The organism is Aliidiomarina taiwanensis, from assembly GCF_003987015.1.
Taxonomy (GTDB): Bacteria; Pseudomonadota; Gammaproteobacteria; order Enterobacterales; family Alteromonadaceae; genus Aliidiomarina; species Aliidiomarina taiwanensis.
This window is the reverse complement of record NZ_PIPQ01000002.1, coordinates 172,726-198,181: the sequence shown is the minus strand read 5'-3', so window position 1 is coordinate 198,181 and position 25,456 is coordinate 172,726. Positions and strand designations below refer to the sequence as shown.

Sequence of the window (25,456 nt, the reverse complement as noted above, 5' to 3'; positions counted from 1 at the left end):
GTGATTCCTTAACTACGACGCATATTTGGTGCGCCATTGCCCTTTGACTGCGGGCTGCCACCTGAAAGTACAACCTCATCGCCTGCTTGCAAGCCAGATTTTATTTCAACATACACACGATCCGAAAGCCCCGTTTCCACCATAACGCTTTCCACTTCACCGTTACGGCGAACTTTCACTTCAGCACGTTGAGGCCCCCGAGGGCTAATCGCTGATGCCGGCACACTCAGGACATCCTCTGCTTTATTCACAATAAAGAACACCTGTGTGGTCATTTGTGGCAATAGGCGGCCTGTTTCGTTTTCCACATCAAATAAAGCATTGTAAAGCACCACATTATTCTCAACACTCGGCGTCGGTTCAATTAAGTCTAAAGCGCTATACCAACGCTCCCCGCGGCTGCCCAAGGTGGTAAAGTACACTTCCGTGCCTTTCATTAAACGACTGATGTCAGCTTCTGACACTTGCGCCTCCACTCGCATCACCGACAAGTCGGCAATGGTTAAAATGGTCGGCGTGGTTTGCGCTGCGTTCAACGTTTGCCCGCGGCGTGCTGCCATGCTCACCACAGTGCCGCTCATAGGCGCATAAATACGCGTATAGTTTAAGTTTGCTTCATCAGCCCGAAGCGACGACTCGGTTTGCTCAATTTGCGCTTTAATGCCCTCAACACGTGCTGCTTCCGCTTTTGCTTGAGCAATGGCTGCTTCTAAGGCTTCTTCCGAGGTAGCATTCTCTTCAAGCAAACGCTGCTGCCTGCGCAAAACAAGCTGAGCTTGCTCATGCATGGCGATACGCTCGGCCAACTGCGCTTGTTGGTATTTAAGCTGTGCACGCACGCCGTCTAAACGAGCACTAAATACGGTGGCGTCTATTTCTGCAAGGAGTTGCCCTGCTTCTACATAGTCGCCCACCTCCACGTGCAACACTTCTAATTGACCCGAGACTTGCGCGCCCACATCCACATAATCCCGCGGCTCAATACTGCCCGTGGCTGTCACTATTTGCTCGAGCGTACGGCGCTCAACTTTTGCCGTGGAAAGCTCGGCCCCGTTACTTTTATCTTCAGGTATAAGCCACCAAGTTAAAGCCATTGCTACCGCAATAATGATCGCACCTATGAATGCCCATTTTTTCATATTATTTCCCCAAGTCCGCAGGCGCTACGCCTACTTCAGATAACGCCTCAGCCCAGTGCTTGCGACAGCACGAGATATATTTTTCGTTACCACCAATAGCAATTTGCTCACCCGCCTTAATGGCTTTCCCGTCACTATCAACCCGCAAACTCATGGTTGCTTTGCGGCCACAGTGGCAAATGGTTTTCATTTCAGAAAGCTTGTCGGCCACAGCCAACAACACAGCACTTCCGGCAAACGCTTGGCCAAAGGCGTCTGTACGCAGGCCATAGCACATTACAGGCACATCTAACGTGTCCGCCACCTGCGTCAGCTGCCAAACTTGTGCAGGTGTTAAAAACTGCGCTTCGTCTAACAACACGCAGTCGATAGTTCCTTGTTTCAATTCCGCAGCCACTAGGTCAAACAAGTTTTCCTCCGCCACAAAAGCGCGCGCCTCGCGGGCAATGCCTAAGCGTGAGTGCACTTGTCCTACGCCCGCCCTATTGTCCAGAGCAGGTGTCAGCAGCAACACCTGCTGATTTCGTTCTTCATAGTTGTGTGCTACTTGCAGTAACGAGGTGCTTTTTCCCGCGTTCATTGCGGAGTAAGTAAAGTACAACGAGGCCATTCGCCTAGAGTTCCCTGTTTTATGTGATAGCTGTGGAAAGTATTAAGACCTTACCCAAGTGCTGCCTACTGCGCAATTCGTTTACAGGGCAACAGCGGTTATTTTGCGATATACTGCAACACGCTTGTCGCGTTCAGTTCATTAACAGGAGTTACGCATGCCTTATTCGTCTTCATCTGCCGCCGAACCAACAACATACTCTCTTGATTTTATTCGAGAAATGCCAAAGGCAGACTTACATCTTCACCTCGACGGTAGCCTGCGTATGAGCAGCCTCATCGAGATGGCGAAGAAGGTAAACATTTCTTTGCCGGCCGACACCGTAGAAGGCTTAAAAGAAAAAGTATTTAAGCCCAGTTACGACAACTTAGGCGAGTACCTAGCAGGCTTTCAATACACCTGTGCCGTGCTGCGCGATATCGAAAATATGGAACGGGCGGCTTACGAGCTGGCTGTAGACAACCTAGCAGAAGGTGTGAACTACATTGAAGTGCGCTTTGCTCCGCAACTGCTTATGGACCCTGCCAACGGCATTGGCTTTGACGAGGTAATGAAAGCAGTGAATAACGGCTTGCAGCGCGCCAAAGACGAATACAACAGCCGCAACGACGTAGGCCTAGCCCCTGGTTTAAAACCGCCCTTTGAATACGGCATTATCAACTGTGCTATGCGCATGTTTGGCAAAAAAGGCTTTTCGCCTTACTACACCCAACTTTTTTCTTTAATGCGAGACCACGACGAAATCTCTGTGATTAAAGCGGCCGCCATGGAAATGATCCGCGCCAGCGTGCGTATGCGCGACGAAGAAGGCTTGCCTATTGTGGGTTTAGACATTGCCGGCCAAGAAAATGGTTATCCAGCCCACCGCTTTAAAGAAGTGTATGAATATGCACACCAAAACTTCCTGTTAAAAACAGTGCATGCCGGTGAAGCCTATGGCGCAGAAAGTATTTTTGAAGCTTTAACTCGTTGTTATGCCGACCGCTTGGGCCATGGCTATTCTTTGTTTTCACCCGAGTTAATAGAAGACCCCAGCATTACCGACAAAAAAGCCTACAGTAAGCATTTAGCGTCCTTTATTGCCGACCGCCGCATTGCTATTGAAGTATGCTTAACCAGTAACCTGCAAACCAACCCCAGCATTGGCGACATTACAAACCACAACTTCCGCTTTATGTTGGAAAACCGCATTGCCACGGTTATTTGCACCGACAACCGCCTCGTTTCCAGCACCACCTTGAGCGACGAATATAAATTGGCTTTGGACAACTTCCCTATTCCACTTAAGCGCTTGAAGGACATGGTGGCCTACGGATTTAAAAAGAACTTTTTCCCCGACACCTACATAAAAAAACGCGCCTATGCCAAGCACTCCCTTGAGTACTTCGACACCATAGCGCGTAAATACGGTTTTATTTAATTAGCCCTCGTGAGACAGCCAAGCTTCACACCAGTCGGCGTGAGGCTTTGGCTTATCATAGTAATACCCTTGCCCCCACATATTCCGCTGCTTACAAAACTCCGCCTGCTCTGCTGTTTCAATACCTTCCGCTAGCACTCGTATACGCAAATTCTTCGCCACCGTTAAAATGCTTTCTATCATGGCAATATCAGCTTTACTTTCCGGCACTCCACGAATGAAGCTTTGGTCTATTTTTAGCTCTTGTGCAGGTAGTTCTCGAATGTAAGTTAACGACGAATACCCGGTGCCAAAGTCGTCAATGGAGAACTGGACGCCGTGAGTTTGCAGCGCTTTCATTTTTTCAATACTACCGCTTAAGTCTTCCACCACGAGCCCTTCGGTAATCTCCAATACCAAGCCACAGGAGTTTGCTCCTGCTCGCTCAATAGCAGTAAGCACCTCAGTCACAAAATGTTTACTCCGTAACGTGCGTGGGCTGATATTCACCGCAATGGTCAAATCTCGTTGCTGTTGCTGCCAACCAGAAAGGAATTCAAGAGACCTTTCCAAGACCCACATGTCGAGCTGCTTAATCAAGTCGGAACGTTCTGCCACAGGAATAAAGTCCCCCGGCGAAACTAAACCGCGTACAGGATGATGCCAGCGCACCAGGGTTTCCGCTCCTGCTAAGGCACCTGTTTCATCTACCTGAGCCTGTAAATAGCACTCAAGCTGTTCCTCTCGTAACGCTTCGCGCAGCTCATGCTCTATCAGGAAAATATACTCCGCCCGCCGACCGTCTTCGTGGCGATAATTAAAAATTTGATTACCGCCTAGGTCTTTCGCCGTATGCAGTGCCGTTTCAGCAGAGCGCAGTAATCCTTCTGGCGTTTCTGTACTGTCAAGCAACCGAATACCAATACTTACGGTAATAGACACGTCTTGCTCTTCTATGCATATAGGTTTGCTACACAAATTTAAAACATCTTCTGCCAAGACCAGCGCTTTCGCGCGCATATCCTGCTTTTCCATACGCTCTGGCTTCATAATGAAGCAGAATGTGTCAGCCCCAAAATGCGAAAGCCGAATACCGGACGACTTTAATTTGCGCAGACGCATGCTTAATTTAGTAATAACTTCATTGCCAAATTGAAAGCCGCGGGCGTCGTTTATGACCTTAAAGCGGTCAATGTTAATTAATAATACCGCCCCATAGGCTCCCCTTGCGTGCGCTCCATCAATATACCTTTGCAGTCTCTCCATGGTGCTGGTGCGGTTAGGTAAATGCGTTAAACTGTCGTTATACGCTAAAAAGTGCAGCCGCTCTTGTATAGCTTTTTGCTCGGTAATGTCTTGGCGCACCCCAACAAAGTGGGTCACCTCACCCGCACTGTTTTTCAAAGGTGTAATGGTTTGTAGCTCCACAAACTCACTGCCATCGGCTCGCTTATTATACAACTCACCGGTCCAGCTTTTCCCTTCATTTAATCGTGCCCATAAGGCTGTAAAGGTACTGCGTGGGGTTTTGCCAGAGCTCAATATTTTTGGGTCGCTGCCAATCAGTTGTTCGCGGCTATAGCCAGTATTGTTCACCATCGACTGGTTCACATATTCAATGCGGGCTTGGTGGTCGGTTATCACCACGCCTTCACTGCTTTGCTCAATGGCTGTCGAAAGTTTTATGAGCCGCTCTTCGTTGGCATTGCGTTCAGCCAGCATACTATTCAAGGCCTGGTTGATTTCCGTCAACTCAGAGGCGCCTCGTACGCTTTCTAATTGGTCTAGTTGATGGTGCACCGCTCTGGTTATATTTCGCACCAACGCTTGTGCTGGCTGCACCACACGATGGTTTAGGTACGCTATTGATATCGTTAGGATGAGTAACAGAATAAACGCCCACCCCCCGATAAGCGGAAGCTTATATACGAAAGCATCCGCCCACGTTATTGGTAGCATATACTCCACAACAAACACCTGATATTCCGGCTCAGCGAGGGCGTCGGGCACTGTTTTAATAGGAATATAAGCCAAGTAACTGTCGGTTTTGGTGACATGTTGTATTTTTAAATTTTGCTGCTGAATACTCGCTAAGAATACCTCCTCGCTGCTCTGTGGGAACATGGAAGTCAGCGACTTCACTTGCGCTTCACCCAGTACATTGACCCTTTGCTCCCCTGCCTGAGTAAATAATGCGGCTTCCTTAACACGGCGATGCGCTTTTAGCTCAGAAATAATCTCTTCAACAGCAGGAATCTTCTGATAGCGAAACGACCGATTCATTGCTCCTTGGGTTAACCCCATTAAGGTTTGCAGTTCGCGTTTTATATGTTCATGGGAGCTTTCAACTTGTTCGTGAGTTAAGTACAAGGCTGACATCATAATGGTGGCACTACCCAGAAGCAGTACAATGGCCACAATTTGGTTGAGTAAGCTTTTCGAATTAAAGCGGCAGCCTTGCATTATCGTTTCACCACATCTTTACATGCACCTAAAGTCAAGGCTGGCTGAGCCTGTGTAATACGAGGTAGCGCCTCTGCAATTAAGTCACTTAACTCCGGATAAGGGACGCTGGGTTGCTGTAGGGTCAAATAAGGGACACTTTGTACCGCTGAAGCCAAGTCTAATTCCGCCACTCCGGCGTTGGCTTCAACTGCTTTCACAACGTCAGCACCACCTGAATTCAATGCCTTTACACCACTGTCCCAGTAGTCTGTAGCAAGCCAATTTATAAGCTCTTCATGTACTTCATAAGCTGACTTGGTAACCACAAACACATCGTATGTTTCAGTGCTGAGGGACTTATCATCAAAAACCACAACTGCACCATTAGACTTCAACTGCGACAAATAGGGCTCAATAGCCAGCACTGCGTCTACCTCACCGGAAAGTAGCGCCTGCGGGTGTTTGGTTAAACTAATAAAGTGAAAGTGTGTTTGACCAGGTTGCCAATTCAAGGCGGGTACAGCTTCTGCCAATAAAAAGGCATTAAAAGGGGACTGTTCATAACCCAAAAAAGCAGGCTGTTTCTGCTCGCCCGCACGCATCATAATGGCGCGTGTCCCTGTGGCGGGACCAAGTACCTTCGCAATACACACGCCCCCTTGGGTATGGGCATATAGCTCAAGCGCTTCTTCTAAGGACATAAAGGATGCATCTAGCTCTCCAGCATAAAACAGGTTGTTCACCACATTCATAGAAGTCACTAAATTAATCGAGAAAGATCTGCCTCCTATGTAATCACTACTTTCTGGGCAGTCTGGACACTGAAGTGCCGTGGAAGCAACAAAAAAGGGCTGAAATCCTAAATATGGATTTACAGCTATATTCAGCGGTTCTTGCCGCGGTGTGCACGCTATAATAATTACAATCATACTCACACCGACAACGGCACATAATGCTAGTAAATACCGCATTAAACCTCACTGTTCGTTAACCTCAAGTATAATTAATTTAGCACATGCAATACCTCTCTGGGAACATACGTAACATTTTTCGCATTTTCTTTGATGCAGGTCATATTTCCTTGCGTCAGCCTTTCTAAATGCAAAAGCCCCCACCGGTAAGGGTGAGGGCTGTTAAATAAACATCTGAGTGTATGTTTATCAGGGCTAAAAAGGAATGTCGTCGTCGAAGTCGCTTTGTGGCGGTGTCGGGGTTGGCGCTGGCTGTGGTGCTGGCTGCTGTGGCGCTGCCGGTTGACCATAACCACCCTGTTGAGGGGCTGCTGCTTGGCCATAACCACCTTGCTGGCCTTGCTGCTGGCCGCCACCGTAGCCGCCCTGTTGCCCACCTTGCTGGCCGCCGCCATAGTTACTTGAGCCACCCTGCTGACCACCAAAGTTACCGCCACCGCTGCGGCCGTCTAGCATTTGCATTTCGTTTGCAACAATCTCTGTGGTGTAGCGGTCTTGGCCGTCTTGCCCCTGCCACTTACGAGTTTGCAATTTGCCTTCAATATATACTTTCGACCCCTTTTTTAAGTACTCACCGCAAATTTCAGCTAAGCGGCGGTAGCACACCACACGGTGCCATTCGGTTTGCTCTCGCTGCTCACCGGTTTGTCTGTCTTTCCATGACTCACTTGTCGCTATGCTTAAATTGGCGATAGCTGTACTGTTTTGGGTATAGCGCATCTCGGGGTCTGCCCCAAGGTTGCCAATTAAAATAACTTTGTTTATTCCGCGCGACATTCTGTTCTCCTGTTATTTCTTTTCATACGTTGCAATAAGCGCTGAAATCTCATCGGCCTTATAGCTTTGCTTATTCACTTTCAAATACGCCGTTTGCTCTTCTGCAATGACTACAGCCTCATCGACGCCTGGCTGTTGGCTCAGTGCAGTGGCTAGTTCGCCCGCTGCAGCCACGCTCAAGGAGCCTAGCTGTAAAGTAACCCGTGTACCACTAGAAACTTTTTGCATGCCCACCGTAAAAGCTAACCAACATAGTAGCAGTACAATGCAAAAAATCATAACGGCATGTGCGCCCCAAAACTGAGCAATAGTGCCGCCTAACACACCTCCTAAAAAGGCGCCGAAAAACTGAAACGTGGTGTAAATACCACTGGCTGAGCCTTTATTACCAGCGGGGGCGTGCTGACTCAGTAGCGCGGGTAAGTTTGCTTCCAAGTAATTAAAGCCAATAAAAAACAGCCAAACGGCCAGCACAAAACTAGCTAAATGCTGAGAAAATACCGCAATAACCACCAGCGCGCTGACAATCATTAAAGTAGCGGTGCGTAAACCACCAATCACTTTGTCGTGACGTATAGCCCTTAACATCATGGGCACCATAACGGCAAACGAAAGCAGTAGGGTTGGCAAATACAACCAGCTATGATTTTTTGCAGCCAGGCCTACCTCAACCAACTGACTTGGTAGCGTAACAAACAAGGCCGTCAATACCAGGTGCAGCACCAACACGCCCGAATTCAGCCGCTGTAATTGGCTGTTTTTAAATAAGCGCTTTAATTCTTTGGGTACGGGCAAAATATCGCGGGAAGGTACCCGCTGCTGTGGCACAGGAAGCACGGTAACAAACGCAACCATCGACGCTAAGGTCAGTGCTGCGGTTAGCCAGAACAACCCTGAAACACCCACCACAGCGCCAAGTAACGGGGCCACAATGAGGGCCACCACAAAGCTAAGGGCAATCCCCATACCTATGCTGGCCATTACCTTCGGTCGCTGCTCTTCTCGCGCGCTGTCGGCAGCTAAGGCTAAAATGGCTCCAGCAATGGCGCCTGCGCCTTGTAAAACACGCCCCACAATGACCCAGGCTAAAGTGTCTGCCAGCGCGGCAACCACGCTACCTAAAGCAAAAATGGCTAAGCCACCTAAAATAATGGGCTTACGGCCCCAACGGTCGGAGGCTATGCCCATGGGTATTTGTAGCATGGCCTGGGTTAGTCCGTAGGCACCAATAGCAATACCCACCAGCAGGGGCGTGTAGTCTGGATAGCTTTGCCCATAAATAGCCAATACCGGCATGATCAAAAACAGGCCAAGCATACGTAAGCTAAATATGGCAGCCAAAGACACGGCTGCTTTTTTCTCAGTAGGGTTTAATTTTGATGACTGCATAAGCTCTATAAAGGCCAAAAACGTACCATTGAAAGGCAGCTATGCTATCAGAAAAAGCCGGTTACAGTAAGCAACAGCTAGGCATCGTGGTTGCTAACTTTTTATGCGATAATAGGCGATCACATTCGGCGCCAGTGTTAATGAAGGACAGCATGAAGACAATAGATATTCGGGGTGCACGCACTCATAACTTAAAAAACGTTAATCTTGAAATCCCGCGCGATAAACTGGTGGTTATTACCGGCCTTTCTGGCTCGGGCAAGTCGTCGCTTGCCTTCGACACCTTATACGCAGAAGGGCAACGCCGCTATGTAGAGTCTCTTTCTGCTTACGCTCGGCAGTTCCTAAGCTTAATGGAAAAGCCTGATGTAGACAGCATCGACGGGCTTTCCCCTGCTATTTCTATTGAACAAAAGTCCACCTCCCATAACCCCCGTTCAACGGTGGGTACTATTACTGAAATATACGACTACCTGCGTTTGATGTTTGCTCGGGTGGGGGAACCACGCTGCCCAACTCATCATATTACACTGGCTGCCCAAACCATTAGCCAAATGGTTGACCAGGTACTGGCGCTGCCTGAAGGTAGTCGCATTATGCTGCTTGCACCGGTTGTTTCTGGTCGTAAGGGTGAGCACCAGAAAACCCTAGAAAACTTGGCTGCCCAAGGCTTTTTACGGGCGCGTATCGACGGCAATGTCTGCGACTTAAGCGACCCACCTAAACTAGAACTGCATAAAAAACACAACATTGAAGTGGTGGTAGACCGCTTAAAAGTACGCCCCGACATTCAACAGCGCTTAGCCGAGTCTTTTGAAACCGCCTTAGAGCTTAGTGAAGGCACCGCCATGGTGGCACCTATGGACGAAGACAGCGACTTAGAGCCGCTGCTTTTTTCTGCGAATTTTGCCTGCCCTCAGTGTGGCTTTAGCATGCAAGAGCTTGAGCCGCGAATGTTTTCCTTTAACAACCCGGCGGGTGCTTGCCAAACCTGTGACGGCTTAGGTGTTGAACAGTACTTCGACGCAGCAAAGGTAGTGAGCAACACAGAGTTAAGCCTTTCCGGCGGCGCTATTCGAGGCTGGGACAAGCGTAACTTTTACTACTACCAAATGCTGTTGTCTTTGTCGAAACACTACAACTTCGACTTAAATACGCCATTTGCAGAGCTCGACGAACACATACAGCAGGTGGTGCTGCAAGGCAGTGGCACTGAAGAAGTGACCTTTTCCTATGTGAACGACCGGGGCGATACGGTGACCCGCAAGCATACCTTTGAAGGTATTTTGCCCAACATGCAACGCCGCTACCACGAAACAGACTCCACTGCGGTGCGCGACGAGCTGGCCAAGTACTTAGCTACTAAGTCGTGCCGTAGTTGTGTGGGTACTCGCTTACGTCAGGAACCACGTAATGTGTTTGTGGCCGACACCACACTGCCCGAAGTGGTGGAACTGTCGATTGGCGATGCACTGGCTTTCTTCCAAGGTTTGTCCTTAGAAGGTCAGCGGGCGCAAATTGCTGAAAAAATTCTGAAAGAAATTAACGACCGGCTGCAGTTCTTAGTGAACGTCGGCTTAAACTACCTGACCTTAAACCGCAGTGCCGACACCTTGTCGGGCGGTGAAGCCCAGCGTATTCGCTTAGCCAGCCAAATCGGAGCTGGCTTAGTGGGCGTGATGTACGTGTTAGACGAGCCCTCTATTGGCCTGCACCAACGGGACAACGAGCGCCTCCTAAGCACCCTCACCCACTTGCGCGATTTAGGTAATACTGTGCTTGTGGTTGAACACGACGAAGACGCCATTCGTTCAGCCGACCACGTAATCGACATAGGTCCAGGCGCAGGTGTGCATGGTGGCCAAGTGGTTGCAGAAGGTACCATGGACGACATTATTGCTACGCCAGGCTCGCTCACGGGTGACTACCTGTCCGGTAAAAAAGAAATTGCGGTGCCCCCAAAACGCCACGCGCCAGGTGAGAACTGGGTGGAAATTGATGGCGCTTCAGGCAACAACCTCAAGCATGTTAATTTGCGCATTCCTACAGGCTTAATGACCTGTGTGACCGGCGTTTCCGGCTCGGGTAAGTCCACATTAATTAACAACACCTTGTGGCCTCTGGCACAAAAGGAACTGAACAAAGCCACCCACGACAACGTAGCGCCCTATACAGCCATTCGCGGGCTAGAGCACCTCGACAAAGTGGTAGACATTGACCAAAGCCCCATTGGGCGCACGCCGCGTTCCAACCCGGCCACCTACACAGGTATTTTCACTCCCATTCGGGAATTGTTTTCTGGTGTACCTGAAGCGCGTGCACGGGGATATAAGCCCGGCCGATTCAGCTTTAACGTGAAAGGTGGGCGCTGTGAGCCTTGCCAAGGCGACGGTTTAATAAAAGTTGAAATGCACTTCTTACCAGATGTGTATGTGCCTTGTGATGTGTGTAAAGGCAAACGTTATAACCGCGAAACCTTAGAGATTCTCTACAAGAACAAAACCATCGACGAAGTGCTCGACTTAACTGTGGAAGACGCTCGTGAATTTTTTGACGCCGTGCCGGCCATTGCCCGCAAGCTACAAACCCTGATGGACGTTGGGCTTTCTTACATTCGCTTAGGTCAGTCGGCCACCACCTTATCGGGTGGTGAAGCCCAGCGGGTGAAACTTGCACGTGAGCTGTCCAAGCGGGACACGGGCAAAACCCTGTACATTCTGGACGAGCCCACCACAGGGCTGCACTTCCATGACATACAACAGCTGCTAGCCGTACTGCACAGACTGCGGGACCATGGCAACACCATCGTTATTATTGAGCACAACTTGGACGTGATTAAAACCGCCGACTGGATTATCGATCTCGGCCCTGAAGGTGGCAGCGGTGGCGGTGAAATACTGGTGGAAGGCAGTCCAGAGCACGTCAGCGAGCACCCTGGCTCGTACACGGCCCGCTTTTTAAAACCACTGTTGGCTAAGGCAAGGTAATGGAAGGCATACCTTTACCTCCCAAGCATACGGGCGAACTACTCAAAGACGTGGTCGCCCAAGCCCGCGCACTGCCCAATGAAGGCGCCGTGGCAGACTACATTCCGGCACTGGCTAAAGTAGATCCAAACTACTTAGGGCTGGCCGTCGTGGAGTTAGACGGCCAAGTGCATACTGCAGGCGACGCCCATGTCCCCTTTTCAATTCAAAGTATCTCCAAAGTGTTTGGCCTTACTTTGGCGATGGAACGAATGGGCGACAGCTTGTGGGAACGGGTCCGCATGGAGCCTTCCGGCCAAGCCTTCAATTCTATTATGCAGCTTGAATGGGAGCATGGTATTCCCCGCAACCCCTTTATTAATGCGGGGGCTATTGTGGTTGCCGACACCTTGGTGTGTCGCTATTCGGCAAGCCGAACCGCCTTTACGCAGTTTGTGCAAAGCTTAGCGCAGAACGAAAGCATTCAAGTCAACGAACAAGTATGGGACTCGGAGCGCGAGCATGGTGCCCGCAACGCTGCTCTTGCCTATCTCATGAAAAGCTTTGGTAATATCAAAGCCAGCGTCGAGCATGTGCTCGACCATTACTTTTACCAATGCTCTCTTGATATGAGCTGTGTGGACTTAGCCCGCGCACTTGGTTTTTTGGCAAACCGAGGGGTTCAACCTGGCACTGATGAGGTTGTCTGCGACCCCCGTTCAACCCATAGAATAAACGCCATGATGTCTACCAGTGGCATGTACGATCAGTCGGGCGAGTTCGCTTTTAGCGTGGGTTTACCTGCGAAAGGCGGTGTCGGTGGTGGCTTAGTGGCCGTGGTACCAGACTATGGTGTTATTTGTGCGTGGAGTCCACGTTTGAATCCTTATGGCAATAGCCACCGAGGTATGTTCATGGTGCGCACTTTGGCGGAAGAGCTAGGGCTGTCGGTTTATAGTTAGTTCATGCCGCTTGTTACACTGGGCATGTTCGGCTCGATACTTTGCCCTAAACCAAACTGTTCGAGTATCGCCGCAAGCTCACCGTTTGCTTTCATATCCCGTATAAGTGCATTTATAACTTCTGCTTGTTTCATTGCATCGGGGTTGAATACCACTTGTGTCACATAACTGTGGTCAATAAAGTCTGAAGCGGTTACTAACTCCATACCCGGCCGGTTAATTTTACGCTGCCAACTCACATACTCGCTGCCTAAAATTATCATATCGATTCGCTTCCCTAGCAACATATTCAGTAGAGTGTCTGAGCTCATGGCTGTGTAAAAATTAAATTGCGTTTCTAAGGTGTCGGCGGCTGTTTTCATTTCCGTATACTTATAATGGTAGCCAAATACACCGCCCATGCATGCCGCTTGCAACGGTTCGAAACTTGTTTCGCCCTTCTCTAAAGACTCTTTCAGCGTGTAATAGCGGTTATCACCGTACGTAAGTCTTTCACCCCACAGATAGTCCTCTGCGTTGGCCCAACCCCAACTTTTCGACTCAAACAGCAAAAGGTCGCAACAGCCACCTGACTGTAGCTCTCGGAACCTGTCTTTAGGGCGTACTTCACGCAAAATAAATTGGTAGGTGGTTTGGCGGGCGTTAAAGGCCTTAAGCAGCTCACCGGTCACATGCGTCGATAAGCGAGAGGAAAAGTAAGGACGGAAGTCGTAAGCGGCCACATAAACAGGCTCTGCTGCCGAACTAAGTCGCGGCAGCAGAGCTGTCATAATAACTAAAAACAATGTGGCTATATACGTCAAACGAACTCCCAAAACCCTCTAAACCATGGCGTTATGTTTTAGAGGGCAAAGTAGCCGAAACCTTATTGCACAGGCAGGCTGTAATAGGTTGCAGCACCCGGACCAACCGGCAAGCCTAATACAAATACAAACACATAAAACAGTGCAACCCAACCGACCAAGAAAATTAAACTATAAGGTAGCATAATGGAAATTAATGTGCCTATACCTAAGTTCTTCTGGTAACGCGCGGCCACCGCCAAGATTAACCCAAAATAGCTCATCATGGGGGTTATAATGTTGGTAACAGAGTCACCAATTCGGTACGCAGCTTGAATTAGCTCAGGTGCATACCCTACTAACATCAGCATAGGCACAAAAATAGGTGCTGTCACGGCCCATTGTGCCGAGGCCGAGCCAAGCATCAAGTTCACAAAGGCACACATTAAAATAAACAGCACAAACACCGCAGGGCCCGTTAAGTTAATGGCCTGCAAGAAGTTAGCGCCATTCACCGCCATAATCGTACCGAAGTTGGTCCAGGCAAAGAAAGCCACAAACTGTGCGGCAAAGAATACCAACACAATATAAAGCCCCATCGAGCTCATGCTGGCCGCCATGGCGTCAATCACGTCACGGTCGTTACGCATTGTTTTGGTGACAAAGCCGTATACAAAGCCTGGAATACCAAAGGTGATAAAAATGAAAACCACTATACCGTTTAAGAACGGAGAGCCTGCAACACCACCGGTCTCTTGGTTACGCAGCACGCCCCATTCAGGCACAACGGTTAAGGCCAAAATGCCCAGTAATGCCACGAACGACAAACCAGCAAAAACTAACCCTTTACGCTCTAACGGAGTGAGTTTGTCCATGCTTACGTCGTGTTCAATGTCTGCATGGGGGTCCATGTCGTCTGGGTTGTATTTGCCAAGCTTAGGCTCAACAATTTTTTCCGTAACAAAAGCACCCAGCACTGCAATTAAAAAGGTACTAACAAACATGAAGTACCAGTTCATTTCTGGGCCCACGTTATATTCAGGGTCAATAATTTGAGCAGCGATAGTGGTAAACCCAGCTAGCAGCGGGTCAACCGTGCCAATAAATAGGTTGGCACTGTAACCAGCTGAAACCCCGGCAAATGCTGCAGCAAGGCCCGCTAGCGGGTGTCTGCCGAGCGAGTGGAAAATGAGTGCCGCTAACGGAATAAGCACAACATAACCAAGCTCTGAAGCCGTGTTTGAAACAACACCGGCAAATACCACGGTAACAGTGACCATGCGTGGCGAGGCATTCATCACCATACCGCGCATCATGGCTTCTAATAGGCCACTTCGTTCTGCAATACCTACCCCTAGGATAGCGACAAGTACAACACCTAAGGGCGGAAAGCCTGTAAAGTTCTTCACCAGGCTCGACACCATCCAACGCAAGCCGTCGCCACTCATGAGGCTATTCACGAATATTTCTTGCCCTTCAGAACCTGGACGCGGGTCCAGCACGCTGACATTAAAGTAGCCCGCAATCCCACTTGCTAGTATGACAATACCCGCAAACATGGCAAACAAAGTAACTGGATGTGGTAATAAGTTACCGAGCCATTCGACGGTATCAAGAAAGCGAGTAAACCAACCGCGCTGTTGGTTTTCAGGTCCCAAGTGTTCATTTTTCTGCTGATTTTCTGCAGACATGCCATTCTCCTCTATGGGCTTGACGCATTCAGACGCGCTGGAAGTTTATTAGTAAGCGGGACATTCTATATTAAACAGGTGACTCATGGTAGCACAGCGCTATAATGAGCCTAAGAACTAAGACAAACGGAGACTCTCAATGGCACTGCACATTATTAATCACCCGCTCATTCAACACAAAGTAGGCCTCATGCGGGAAGCAAATATCAGCACCAAAAGCTTTCGTGAACTAGCCAATGAAGTTGGCAACCTACTTACTTATGAGGCCACCAAAAACATTCGTTTAGAGCCGCGTGAAATTAAGAGTTGGAGCAACAATACTCTGCAAGTGCAAAGCATTAAAGGTAAAAAAATTACTGTCGTGCCCATACTCCGTGCTGGCTTAGGCATGCTCGACGGCGTACTCGCATTAATACCAGGTGCCAGAGTAAGTGTTGTGGGCCTCTATCGCGATGAAGAAAGCTTAGAGCCCGTGGCGTATTTCGAGAAGTTTGCAGGCAGTATTGACGAACGATTAGCCTTAGTCATCGACCCCATGCTGGCTACAGGCGGCACCATGAATGCAACCCTCGACATGCTAAAAGCACGAGGCTGCACCAATATTAAAGTGTTAGTGCTAGTGGCGGCCCCAGAAGGCGTTGCCAATGTAGAAGAAAAGCACCCGGACGTAAACATTTATACCGCCGCCCTCGACTCCCACCTCAACAAGAACGGATATATCATTCCAGGCCTTGGTGACGCTGGCGACAAGATCTTCGGCACCCGTTAATCAACAAACAAAAAAGGCGCCCTCAGGCGCCTTTTTAAATCGTTTAAAGATTATTATTGAACAATCTTAGAAACAACACCCGCACCTACTGTACGGCCACCTTCACGGATAGCGAAGCGTAAACCTTCGTCCATCGCGATTGGGGCAATTAGTTCAACAACGAACTTGATGTTGTCACCAGGCATAACCATTTCTACGCCTTCTGGTAATTCTACTGAACCAGTTACGTCCGTTGTACGGAAGTAGAACTGTGGACGGTAGCCTTTAAAGAATGGCGTGTGACGACCACCTTCTTCTTTGCTTAGTACGTATACTTCAGCTTCGAACTTCGAGTGTGGGTTGATTGAACCAGGCTTCGCTAGTACTTGACCACGCTGAATTTCTTCACGCTTGGTACCACGTAGTAGTGCACCGATGTTCTCACCCGCACGACCTTCGTCTAGCATCTTACGGAACATTTCAACACCCGTAACGGTTGTCTTGGTGGTTTCTTTCAAACCAACAATCTCAACTTCGTCACCTGAGTTTACAATACCGCGCTCTACACGACCTGTTACTACTGTACCACGGCCTGAAATAGAGAATACGTCTTCAATTGGTAGCAAGAACGGCTTGTCAATGTCACGCGTAGGCTCTGGAATGTAGCTGTCTAGTGCTTCAGCTAGCTCAATAATCTTCGCTTCCCACTGCTCTTCGCCTTCTAGCGCTTTAAGAGCTGAACCTTGGATAACTGGTAAGTCGTCACCTGGGAATTCGTACTCAGAAAGAAGTTCACGAACTTCCATTTCTACAAGCTCTAGTAGCTCTTCGTCGTCTACCATGTCGCACTTGTTCATGAATACTACGATGTAAGGTACACCTACCTGACGTGAAAGTAGGATGTGCTCACGAGTTTGTGGCATAGGACCATCGGTAGAAGCTACTACTAGAATAGCACCGTCCATTTGCGCAGCACCGGTGATCATGTTCTTAACGTAGTCAGCGTGTCCTGGGCAGTCAACGTGTGCGTAGTGACGCGTTGGTGTGTCGTATTCAACGTGTGACGTTGAAATAGTAATACCACGCTCACGCTCTTCAGGAGCATTGTCGATTGCTGCGTAGTCTTGAGCAGCACCACCGTAGGTTTTTGCCAATACGGTTGCGATTGCCGCAGTTAGAGTAGTTTTACCGTGGTCAACGTGGCCGATAGTACCAACGTTTACGTGCGGCTTAGAACGTTCAAATTTTGCTTTTGCCATGACTATATTTCCTTACTAAAAGTTTAAAGCCCGGTCTCTAAGGACCGGGACCAGACCTTAACTAATCTTGGGTGTTACGAGCAGCAATAATTGCTTCTGCAACGTTGTTTGGAGCTTCTTGGTACTTCAAGAATTCCATTGCGTATGATGCGCGACCTTGCGTTTGTGAACGCAAGTCTGTTGCATAGCCAAACATTTCGGCTAATGGAACAAGTGCATTAACAGCTTTCAAACCACCTGGTGCGTCAACCATACCTTCGATCATACCGCGACGTCGGTTTAAGTCACCAACTACGTCACCCATGAAGTCTTCCGGTGTGACTACTTCAACCTGCATGATTGGCTCTAGAAGTGCTGGGTTCGCTTGCAGCGCACCCTTCTTGAAGCCCATGCTACCGGCGATTTTAAATGCCATTTCGTTCGAGTCAACATCGTGATATGAACCGTCATACAGCGTTACTTTAACGCCAAGCACTGGGAACCCTGCAAGAACACCGTTCTGCATTTGTTCCTGACACCCTTTATCAACGGCTGGAATGTACTCTTTCGGTACAACACCACCAACGATTTCGTTCACGAACTGGTAAGTTTCTTCTTCTTCACCTTCAGCGCTATCGCCTTGGTCTAAGCCTAGTGGTTCCATACGTAACCAAACGTGACCGTACTGACCACGACCACCTGATTGACGTACGAACTTACCTTCCACTTCCACGGTGTCACGTATTGTTTCACGGTAAGCAACCTGAGGTTTACCTACGTTACACTCTACGTTGAACTCACGCTTCATACGATCTACAAGTACGTCAAGGTGAAGCTCACCCATACCTGAGATGATCGTCTGGCCTGATTCTTCATCAGTCTTCACACGGAACGACGGGTCTTCAGCAGCTAGTTTACCTAGTGCAATACCCATTTTCTCTTGGTCAGCCTTAGTTTTTGGCTCAACCGCTACAGAGATAACCGGCTCAGGGAATTCCATACGCTCAAGAACAACCACACGGTCGTTAGAACATAAGGTGTCACCTGTCGTTACATCTTTCAGACCGATAGCTGCAGCAATGTCACCCGCACGAACTTCTTTCAGTTCTTCACGGTCGTTCGCGTGCATTTGTACGATACGTCCGAAACGCTCACGCTTCTGTTTCACCGAGTTGTATACTGAGTCACCAGCGTTTACTACACCTGAGTAAACACGGAAGAACGTCAATGTACCAACAAACGGGTCTGTTGCGATTTTAAACGCAAGTGAAGCAAATGGCTCATCGTCCGCCGACTTACAGTTAATTTCATCACCTTCTGGTGTAACACCACGGATGTCTTTAACTTCAGTCGGTGAAGGTAAGTATTCAACAACTGCGTCAAGCACTGCCTGAACACCTTTGTTTTTGAACGCAGAACCACACATAACAGGAACGATTTCGTTCGCTAGCGTGCGAATGCGTAAACCTTCTTTAATTTCTTCTTCTGAAAGCTCACCTTCTTCAAGGTACTTATTCATCAGATCTTCGTTAGCTTCAGCTGCTGCTTCAACAAGTTCAGCACGCATTTCTTCAGCTTCATCAGCTAGCTCTGCAGGAATGTCTTCAAGCGTGAAGGTCATACCCATGTCTGCTTCGTTCCAGTTAATAGCCTTCATACGAACAAGGTCTACTACACCGGTGAAGTTTTCTTCTGAGCCAATTGGAATTTGTAATGCAACTGGGGTAGAAGCTAAACGTGTTTTAATTTGGTCAACAACGTTTAAGTAGTCAGCACCCATACGGTCCATCTTGTTGACGAACACCATACGTGGAACTTCATACTTGTCAGCCTGACGCCAAACTGTTTCAGTTTGCGGCTGAACACCAGAAGAAGCACAAAGAACAACAACGGCAGCGTCTAGTACACGTAGTGAACGCTCTACTTCTACAGTAAAGTCAACGTGTCCTGGCGTGTCGATGATGTTAATGCGGTGCTCTGGGAACTGTTGGTTCATCCCGCTCCAGAAGCTGGTTACAGCAGCCGATGTGATAGTAATACCACGCTCTTGCTCCTGCGCCATCCAGTCTGTTGTTGCGCCACCATCGTGCGTTTCACCGAGCTTATGGCTACGGCCAGTATAGAATAGTATACGCTCAGTAGTGGTTGTTTTACCTGCGTCTACGTGAGCACAAATACCGATATTACGGTAGCGCTCAATCGAAGTTTTTCTTGCCACAATAGATTCCTCTTTTGTTGAGCGTGATTACCAGCGGTAGTGAGCAAACGCTTTGTTTGCATCAGCCATACGGTGAACGTCTTCACGTTTACGTACTGCAGAACCTTTGTTCTGTGATGCGTCAAGCATTTCACCTGCAAGGCGTTGTGCCATTGATTTTTCACCACGAGTACGGGCTGCATCAACCATCCAACGCATACCTAGGGTATTACGACGAACTGGGCGTACTTCTACTGGTACTTGGTATGTAGAACCACCAACACGGCGAGACTTAACCTCAACCGACGGGCGGATGTTTTCTAGAGCATCTTCAAATACAGCAAGATGATCTTTTCCTGCTTTTTCAGCTACGATGTCTAATGCATCGTAAACAATGTTTTCAGCGACTGATTTCTTACCATCAACCATGACAACGTTAATGAATTTCGCCAATAAATCTGATCCGAACTTAGGATCTGGCAGTATCTTACGTTGACCTATGACGCGTCTTCTAGGCATTATATTTCTCCGATATCTTCAGGGTTTTACCCAAAACATGACTAATTTAGTTTGGCCTTACTAGAACGGAGAACCGTTAAGACTTGGGCCGTTTTGCGCCGTACTTAGAACGGCCTTTTCTACGATCGTTAACGCCTGCACAGTCAAGTGCGCCGCGAACTGTGTGGTAACGCACACCTGGTAAGTCTTTAACACGACCACCACGAATAAGAACAACACTGTGCTCTTGTAGGTTGTGCCCTTCACCACCAATGTATGAACTTACTTCGAAGCCGTTCGTTAAACGTACACGACAAACTTTACGAAGTGCTGAGTTTGGTTTCTTAGGTGTAGTGGTGTACACACGAGTACAAACACCACGTCTTTGTGGGCAAGCTTGCAAGGCCGGTACGCTGCTTTTCTCGACCGGCTTTTTGCGTCCTTTGCGCACTAACTGGTTTACTGTTGCCATGGTTTCTCCACATATAGCATTTACATTTGCGAACAAAAGACCGCACCACCTAGCCTCTGCTAGTGGGTGCAGCTTCCGTTATTTTATGGTCTCAGTCGCTAAATCAGGACCAAAAAACAAGTTAATTCCCCAATCTGGGGAGGCCGAATTTTATAGGTCATTAAATGGACTGTCAACCGCTATCCGTATTATAGCGTTTATACAAGGCTTATGCTCGACAAAACTCCCCTAAAACAGAAAACCCCAGTAATCACTGGGGTTTTCTTAACAAAAGCGAAGAACTTCACATTGCGTGTTTATTTTTCTATTTGAGTATCGTCCCGCTCTTTTTTGAAACGAACCTCGGTGACCTGAACATCAATAAGTTCACCCGCAGCATTAAAATAAAAGTGGGTCGTTACTTCAATAATTTCGGTGGGGGTTTCATAGCGTTCTGTGCTACTGTTCGTGTAACTACCATCAGGACTGCTACTCACCATTACCCTAGCTATCTTGGCTTCCGGGTCTACCGTTCCTACATGACGCACAGTACTGGCAAGGTCTAATTGTTCAATGTGAAAAATACTCCCTTGTTCGTCTCGCACAACAATTACATAGTTGTTTTTTAGCTTAACCGACTCAGAGCAACTTACCTGGCAACTTGGCGTATTCACTACCAGTTTATCTGCCAATGCTTGACTCGCATGTACCAAACCAAAAGCGATGAAGCCAACCAAAAACGATTTTTTAATCATTATGTATCTCCAAACAATCAACATGTTAACAAAAAACACATAAAAACACTAACACTCATCATTGTATGGAGCGAGATTTCCATTGTCAATGCGATACATCTGGCATAAAAAAAGGGCCCTTTAGGGCCCTTTTAAACTGCACTATACAAGATTACTCTTCGTCAGTTTTATCATTTTCACTCAAGGCTTCTGATAGTTGCTGCGATGCTTCTGCTGCAGTTACTGAAGACTGAGTTCCCATGCTTGCACGACGCTTACGCTGACGCTCTTGGTGGTACGCGTAACCTGTACCTGCCGGGATTAAACGACCAACAATGACGTTTTCTTTCAGGCCACGTAGTGGGTCTTCTTTACCTTGTACGGCAGACTCAGTAAGTACGCGTGTGGTCTCTTGGAACGATGCCGCAGAAATAAACGACTCAGTAGACAAGGACGCTTTGGTAATACCAAGTAACTGACGTTCAAAGGTTGCACCCATTTTACGCTGTGCTTCCAGTTCACGGTTCACGTCAACAACATGCGAGTACTCAACCATTTCACCTTCAAGGAAGTTACTGTCACCCGGCTTAGAAATAATAACCTTGCGTAACATCTGACGAACGATAACTTCAATATGCTTATCGTTAATCTTCACACCTTGTAAGCGGTAAACTTCTTGTACTTCGTTGGTGATGTAGTTAGCAACTGCAGACACACCACGTAAACGTAGAATATCGTGCGGTGCTTCTGGACCATCGGCAATAACGTCACCTTTGGTTACTTGCTCACCTTCGAACACGTTCAGCTGACGCCACTTGTGAATCATCTCTTCGTAGTGCTCTGCACCGTTCAGAGATAACGCATCTGCGCTGCCTTCCGCTGGAGTAATAATTAAGCGGCGCTTACCTTTAGTTTCACGACCGAAGGAAACGGTACCCGTAATTTCAGCAAGAATAGCTGGCTCTTTTGGCTTACGTGCTTCAAAGAGGTCAGCAACGCGTGGTAGACCACCCGTAATGTCTCGAGTTTTCGAGCCTTCTTGTGGAATACGTGCCAGTGGGTCACCTACGTTTACATCGGAGCCGTCGGCTGATGAAACAATAGCACCACCTGGTAAGAAGTACTGAGCTGGCATATCTGTGCCTACAATAAGTACGTCTTCGCCGTTTTCGTCAACAAGTTTTACTGCTGGACGCATGTCTTTACCGGCACTGGTACGCTCACCTGTGTCGAGTACAACTACGCTGGTTAAACCTGTTAATTCATCGGTTTGGGTACGCATGGTCACGCCGTCGATCATATCAACGAACTTAATCTTACCTTTTACTTCGGTAATGATTGGGTGTGTATGCGGGTCCCAATTAGCAACAAATTCGCCTGCTTCAACCTTCGCTTCGTCACTCTTCTGAAGAACAGCACCGTACGGAAGCTTATAGCGTTCGCGCTCAGCACCAAACTGGTCAATCAGCGTTAGCTCAGCAGAACGAGAGGTAATAACCGGACGACCGTCTGAGTTCACAACAAACTTGGCATTGTGAAGCTTCAATGTACCTGCGTTTTTCACTTGAATGCTGTTATCAGCAGACGCTCGTGACGCCGCACCACCAATGTGGAACGTACGCATGGTAAGCTGTGTTCCTGGCTCACCAATTGACTGAGCGGCAATAACACCCACTGCTTCACCTGGGTTCACCAAGTGACCACGGGCTAGGTCACGACCGTAACAGTGTGAACATACACCGTGAGTTGACTCACAGGTAATAACAGAGCGTACTTTAATTTCGTCTACTGAGTGCTCTTCAACTAAGTCACACAGTTTCTCGTCAAGCATGGTGTTACGCGGAATCAACACGTCACTGGTGCCTGGCATAAGTACGTCGTCACATACCACACGACCAAGGACACGCTCGCGTAGCGGCTCTACAACGTCACCACCTTCAATCAGTGGCTTAATGTAAAGACCGTCGTGGGTACCACAGTCAGACTGGCTAATCACCAAGTCTTGTGCCACGTCCACTAGACGACGTGTTAGGTAACCTGAGTTCGCTGTTTTCAGTGCGGTATCCGCCAAACCTTTACGCGCACCGTGGGTCGAAATAAAGTACTGGAGTACGTCTAGACCTTCACGGAAGTTCGCTTCGATTGGCGTTTCAATGATGGAGCCATCTGGCTTAGCCATCAGACCACGCATACCGGCAAGCTGACGAATCTGAGCAGCAGAACCACGCGCTCCCGAGTCGGCCATCATGAAGACAGAGTTAAATGCTTTTTGCTCTACTTCATTACCGTCCGCGTCTACAACTGTTTCAACAGACAAGTTATCCATCATGGCTTTGGAAACGTGCTCGTTCGCCGTTGACCAAATATCGATAACCTTGTTGTATTTCTCACCTGCTGTTACTAAGCCCTGCTCAAACTGCTCTTGAATTTCAGCAACTTGCGCTTCGGCGTCAGCAATAATTTCAGCTTTAGCTTCTGGAATTTCCATGTCGTTAATACCGACAGAAGAACCAGAAATCATGGCGTAGTTAAAGCCCATGTACATTAATTGGTCAGCAAAAATAACCGTTGCCTTCAAACCACAGTCACGGTAACAGCGGTTTAATAGCTTAGAAATTTGCTTTTTACCCATATCTTGGTTGATTAAGTCGAAAGACAAACCTTCCGGCAGAATCAACGAGAAAATGGCACGGCCTGGTGTGGTGTCGTAAATTTTAGTTTCACGAACCATTTCACCGTCGGTGTCTAAGTACGAGTTTTCAATACGAATTTTAACCCGGCTGTGCAGCTCAACGTGGCCACCACGGTATGCGCGCTCGGCTTCTTTCTCGTTCTTAAACACCATGCCTTCGCCTTTACCGTTCACTTTGTCACGTGTCAGGTAGTAAATACCTAGAACAACGTCTTGTGAAGGAACAATAATAGGCTCACCACTGGCTGGTGAAAGAATGTTGTTGGTCGACATCATTAACGCACGCGCTTCCATTTGCGCTTCAAGCGTTAATGGTACGTGTACCGCCATTTGGTCACCGTCGAAGTCAGCGTTATACGCCGCACATACGAGTGGGTGAAGTTGAATCGCTTTACCTTCAACTAGCACTGGCTCGAACGCCTGGATACCTAAACGGTGCAGCGTAGGTGCACGGTTTAATAGCACAGGGTGTTCGGTAATAACTTCGTCAAGAATGTCCCAAACTTCTGGTAATTCACGCTCAACCATTTTCTTAGCAGCTTTAATAGTGGTCGCTAAACCACGGTTTTCAAGCTTGCCGTAAATGAATGGTTTGAATAGCTCAAGCGCCATTTTCTTCGGTAAACCACACTGGTGTAAACGTAACGTAGGACCAACTACGATAACAGAACGACCAGAGTAGTCGACACGCTTACCTAGAAGGTTTTGACGGAAACGACCCTGCTTACCTTTGATCATGTCGGCCAAAGATTTCAATGGACGACGGTTAGACCCAGTAATCGCACGACCGCGACGGCCGTTATCCAGAAGTGCGTCTACTGCTTCTTGCAGCATACGCTTTTCGTTACGCACAATAATGTCTGGTGCCGCTAGGTCTAATAGGCGCTTCAGTCGGTTATTACGGTTAATTACACGACGGTATAAGTCGTTTAAGTCTGATGTAGCAAAACGACCACCATCAAGAGGTACTAATGGGCGTAGTTCTGGCGGTAATACTGGTAATACTTTTAATATCATCCACTCAGGCTTATTACCTGACTGATGGAACGACTCAAGTAACTTCAACCGCTTGGTAATTTTCTTACGCTTTGTTTCTGAATTTGTTTCAGGTAACTCTTCGCGTAGCATGCGAATTTCGCTTTCTAAGTTCACTTGCTCAAGTAAGTGCAAAATCGCTTCCGCACCCATCTTGGCTTCGAACTCATCACCGTGCTCTTCAAGGGCATCTAGGTACTCTTCTTCGCCTAGCATAGAGCCAACTTCAAGCGAAGTTAAACCTGCATCGGTTACAACATACGATTCGAAGTATAAGATGCGCTCAATGTCGCGCAAAGTCATATCAAGCATTAAACCAATACGGCTTGGTAATGACTTCAAGAACCAAATGTGAGCCACCGGGCTGGCAAGCTCAATATGAGCCATACGCTCACGGCGCACTTTAGTTAGCGTTACTTCAACGCCACACTTCTCACAAATAACACCACGGTGCTTCAGGCGCTTATACTTACCGCATAAGCACTCATAGTCTTTTACTGGGCCGAAAATACGGGCACAGAAAAGGCCGTCACGCTCAGGTTTGAACGTACGGTAGTTAATGGTTTCCGGCTTTTTAACTTCACCGAATGACCAACTACGAATTTGATCTGGCGAGGCCAAGCTAATACGAATGCGGTCAAACTGATCGCCTTCTTTCGCTGGCTGCATGAACTTTAATAAGTCTTTCACGTTACGTCTCCTGTCGGAGTTAAAGCTAGTCGGAGGGCCGTG

At 48.2% G+C, this 25,456-nt stretch carries 18 protein-coding genes; 4 read left to right on the top strand and 14 right to left on the bottom strand.

The genetic code is table 11. The features are described from left to right. Positions 1-8: 8 nt before the first annotated feature. A complete protein-coding gene (locus tag CWE15_RS05255) occupies positions 9-1,139 on the bottom strand; it encodes an efflux RND transporter periplasmic adaptor subunit (protein WP_126757031.1) in 1,131 nt (376 codons plus the stop codon). A 1-nt stretch (position 1,140) separates the two neighbouring features. Next, complete coding sequence (locus CWE15_RS05250) at positions 1,141-1,749, bottom strand: thymidine kinase (protein ID WP_126757030.1); 609 nt, start codon at positions 1,747-1,749, stop codon at positions 1,141-1,143. 157 nt (positions 1,750-1,906) lie between these two features. Between CWE15_RS05250 and CWE15_RS05245 the strand changes: the two genes are divergently transcribed. Then, entirely contained in the window at positions 1,907-3,169 is a 1,263-nt protein-coding gene (locus CWE15_RS05245) for an adenosine deaminase family protein (RefSeq protein WP_126757029.1), read from the top strand. Here CWE15_RS05245 and CWE15_RS05240 read toward each other — a convergent pair whose 3' ends face one another. The 4 genes from CWE15_RS05240 to CWE15_RS05225 form a co-directional block, all read right to left on the bottom strand. Continuing rightward, positions 3,170-5,611, bottom strand: coding sequence for a putative bifunctional diguanylate cyclase/phosphodiesterase (locus CWE15_RS05240; protein ID WP_126757028.1), 2,442 nt, complete (start codon positions 5,609-5,611; stop codon positions 3,170-3,172). Further along, on the bottom strand, positions 5,611-6,522 hold the full coding sequence (locus CWE15_RS05235; RefSeq protein WP_126757027.1) for a type 2 periplasmic-binding domain-containing protein: 912 nt from the start codon (positions 6,520-6,522) through the stop codon (positions 5,611-5,613). The genes CWE15_RS05240 and CWE15_RS05235 overlap by 1 nt, the downstream gene beginning before the upstream one ends. A gap of 237 nt (positions 6,523-6,759) precedes the next feature. Beyond that, a complete protein-coding gene (locus CWE15_RS05230; protein ID WP_126757026.1) occupies positions 6,760-7,341 on the bottom strand; it encodes a single-stranded DNA-binding protein in 582 nt (193 codons plus the stop codon). A 12-nt stretch (positions 7,342-7,353) separates the two neighbouring features. Continuing rightward, entirely contained in the window at positions 7,354-8,730 is a 1,377-nt protein-coding gene (locus tag CWE15_RS05225) for an MFS transporter (protein WP_126757025.1), read from the bottom strand. A 152-nt stretch (positions 8,731-8,882) separates the two neighbouring features. Here CWE15_RS05225 and uvrA point away from each other — a divergent pair, with 152 nt between their 5' ends. Together uvrA and CWE15_RS05215 are read left to right on the top strand one after the other, a co-directional pair. Continuing rightward, on the top strand, positions 8,883-11,717 hold the full coding sequence (gene uvrA / locus CWE15_RS05220) for an excinuclease ABC subunit UvrA (protein ID WP_126757024.1): 2,835 nt from the start codon (positions 8,883-8,885) through the stop codon (positions 11,715-11,717). Beyond that, the gene (locus CWE15_RS05215; protein ID WP_126757023.1) at positions 11,717-12,658 is read left to right on the top strand and encodes a glutaminase; all 942 of its coding nucleotides are present in this window, start codon (positions 11,717-11,719) and stop codon (positions 12,656-12,658) included. Before uvrA ends, CWE15_RS05215 begins: the two co-directional genes overlap by 1 nt. On the opposite strand, the gene CWE15_RS05210 is transcribed toward CWE15_RS05215, so the two are convergent. Continuing rightward, entirely contained in the window at positions 12,655-13,461 is an 807-nt protein-coding gene (locus CWE15_RS05210) for an ABC transporter substrate-binding protein (RefSeq protein WP_126757022.1), read from the bottom strand. The genes CWE15_RS05215 and CWE15_RS05210 overlap by 4 nt on opposite strands. 62 nt (positions 13,462-13,523) lie before the next feature. Next, entirely contained in the window at positions 13,524-15,131 is a 1,608-nt protein-coding gene (locus CWE15_RS05205; protein ID WP_126757021.1) for an AbgT family transporter, read from the bottom strand. 139 nt (positions 15,132-15,270) lie between these two features. Between CWE15_RS05205 and upp the strand changes: the two genes are divergently transcribed. Continuing rightward, positions 15,271-15,900 (top strand): uracil phosphoribosyltransferase, encoded by a 630-nt coding sequence (gene upp, locus CWE15_RS05200; RefSeq protein ID WP_126757020.1) that lies wholly within the window; start codon positions 15,271-15,273, stop codon positions 15,898-15,900. A 53-nt stretch (positions 15,901-15,953) separates the two neighbouring features. Here the strand turns inward: upp and tuf are convergent, their stop codons facing one another. From tuf to rpoC, 6 genes are all read right to left on the bottom strand, one after another. Beyond that, on the bottom strand, positions 15,954-17,138 hold the full coding sequence (tuf, locus tag CWE15_RS05195; RefSeq protein ID WP_126757007.1) for an elongation factor Tu: 1,185 nt from the start codon (positions 17,136-17,138) through the stop codon (positions 15,954-15,956). A gap of 61 nt (positions 17,139-17,199) precedes the next feature. Beyond that, positions 17,200-19,335, bottom strand: a complete 2,136-nt coding sequence (fusA, locus tag CWE15_RS05190; protein ID WP_126757019.1) for an elongation factor G — start codon at positions 19,333-19,335, stop codon at positions 17,200-17,202. A 27-nt stretch (positions 19,336-19,362) separates the two neighbouring features. Beyond that, complete coding sequence (gene rpsG, locus CWE15_RS05185) at positions 19,363-19,833, bottom strand: 30S ribosomal protein S7 (protein ID WP_126757018.1); 471 nt, start codon at positions 19,831-19,833, stop codon at positions 19,363-19,365. A 76-nt stretch (positions 19,834-19,909) separates the two neighbouring features. Next, positions 19,910-20,284, bottom strand: a complete 375-nt coding sequence (rpsL, locus tag CWE15_RS05180) for a 30S ribosomal protein S12 (RefSeq protein WP_126757017.1) — start codon at positions 20,282-20,284, stop codon at positions 19,910-19,912. A gap of 296 nt (positions 20,285-20,580) precedes the next feature. Then, on the bottom strand, positions 20,581-21,018 hold the full coding sequence (locus CWE15_RS05175; RefSeq protein WP_126757016.1) for a hypothetical protein: 438 nt from the start codon (positions 21,016-21,018) through the stop codon (positions 20,581-20,583). Positions 21,019-21,169: 151 nt separating this feature from the next. Further along, a complete protein-coding gene (gene rpoC, locus CWE15_RS05170) occupies positions 21,170-25,414 on the bottom strand; it encodes a DNA-directed RNA polymerase subunit beta' (RefSeq protein WP_126757015.1) in 4,245 nt (1,414 codons plus the stop codon). Positions 25,415-25,456 lie beyond the last annotated feature (42 nt).

Bases quoted from the DNA above. Each gene is read 5' to 3' on its own strand.
- uvrA (WP_126757024.1), top strand. From the start codon at position 8,883: ATGAAGACAATAGATATTCGGGGTGCACGCACTCATAACTTAAAAAAC.
- CWE15_RS05235 (WP_126757027.1), bottom strand. From the start codon at position 6,522: ATGATTGTAATTATTATAGCGTGCACACCGCGGCAAGAACCGCTGAAT.
- CWE15_RS05225 (WP_126757025.1), bottom strand. From the start codon at position 8,730: ATGCAGTCATCAAAATTAAACCCTACTGAGAAAAAAGCAGCCGTGTCT.
- CWE15_RS05175 (WP_126757016.1), bottom strand. From the start codon at position 21,018: ATGATTAAAAAATCGTTTTTGGTTGGCTTCATCGCTTTTGGTTTGGTA.
- rpsG (WP_126757018.1), bottom strand. From the start codon at position 19,833: ATGCCTAGAAGACGCGTCATAGGTCAACGTAAGATACTGCCAGATCCT.
- rpsL (WP_126757017.1), bottom strand. From the start codon at position 20,284: ATGGCAACAGTAAACCAGTTAGTGCGCAAAGGACGCAAAAAGCCGGTC.
- CWE15_RS05240 (WP_126757028.1), bottom strand. From the start codon at position 5,611: ATGCAAGGCTGCCGCTTTAATTCGAAAAGCTTACTCAACCAAATTGTG.
- CWE15_RS05245 (WP_126757029.1), top strand. From the start codon at position 1,907: ATGCCTTATTCGTCTTCATCTGCCGCCGAACCAACAACATACTCTCTT.
- CWE15_RS05255 (WP_126757031.1), bottom strand. From the start codon at position 1,139: ATGAAAAAATGGGCATTCATAGGTGCGATCATTATTGCGGTAGCAATG.
- CWE15_RS05215 (WP_126757023.1), top strand. From the start codon at position 11,717: ATGGAAGGCATACCTTTACCTCCCAAGCATACGGGCGAACTACTCAAA.
- CWE15_RS05250 (WP_126757030.1), bottom strand. From the start codon at position 1,749: ATGGCCTCGTTGTACTTTACTTACTCCGCAATGAACGCGGGAAAAAGC.
- CWE15_RS05205 (WP_126757021.1), bottom strand. From the start codon at position 15,131: ATGTCTGCAGAAAATCAGCAGAAAAATGAACACTTGGGACCTGAAAAC.
- tuf (WP_126757007.1), bottom strand. From the start codon at position 17,138: ATGGCAAAAGCAAAATTTGAACGTTCTAAGCCGCACGTAAACGTTGGT.
- CWE15_RS05230 (WP_126757026.1), bottom strand. From the start codon at position 7,341: ATGTCGCGCGGAATAAACAAAGTTATTTTAATTGGCAACCTTGGGGCA.
- upp (WP_126757020.1), top strand. From the start codon at position 15,271: ATGGCACTGCACATTATTAATCACCCGCTCATTCAACACAAAGTAGGC.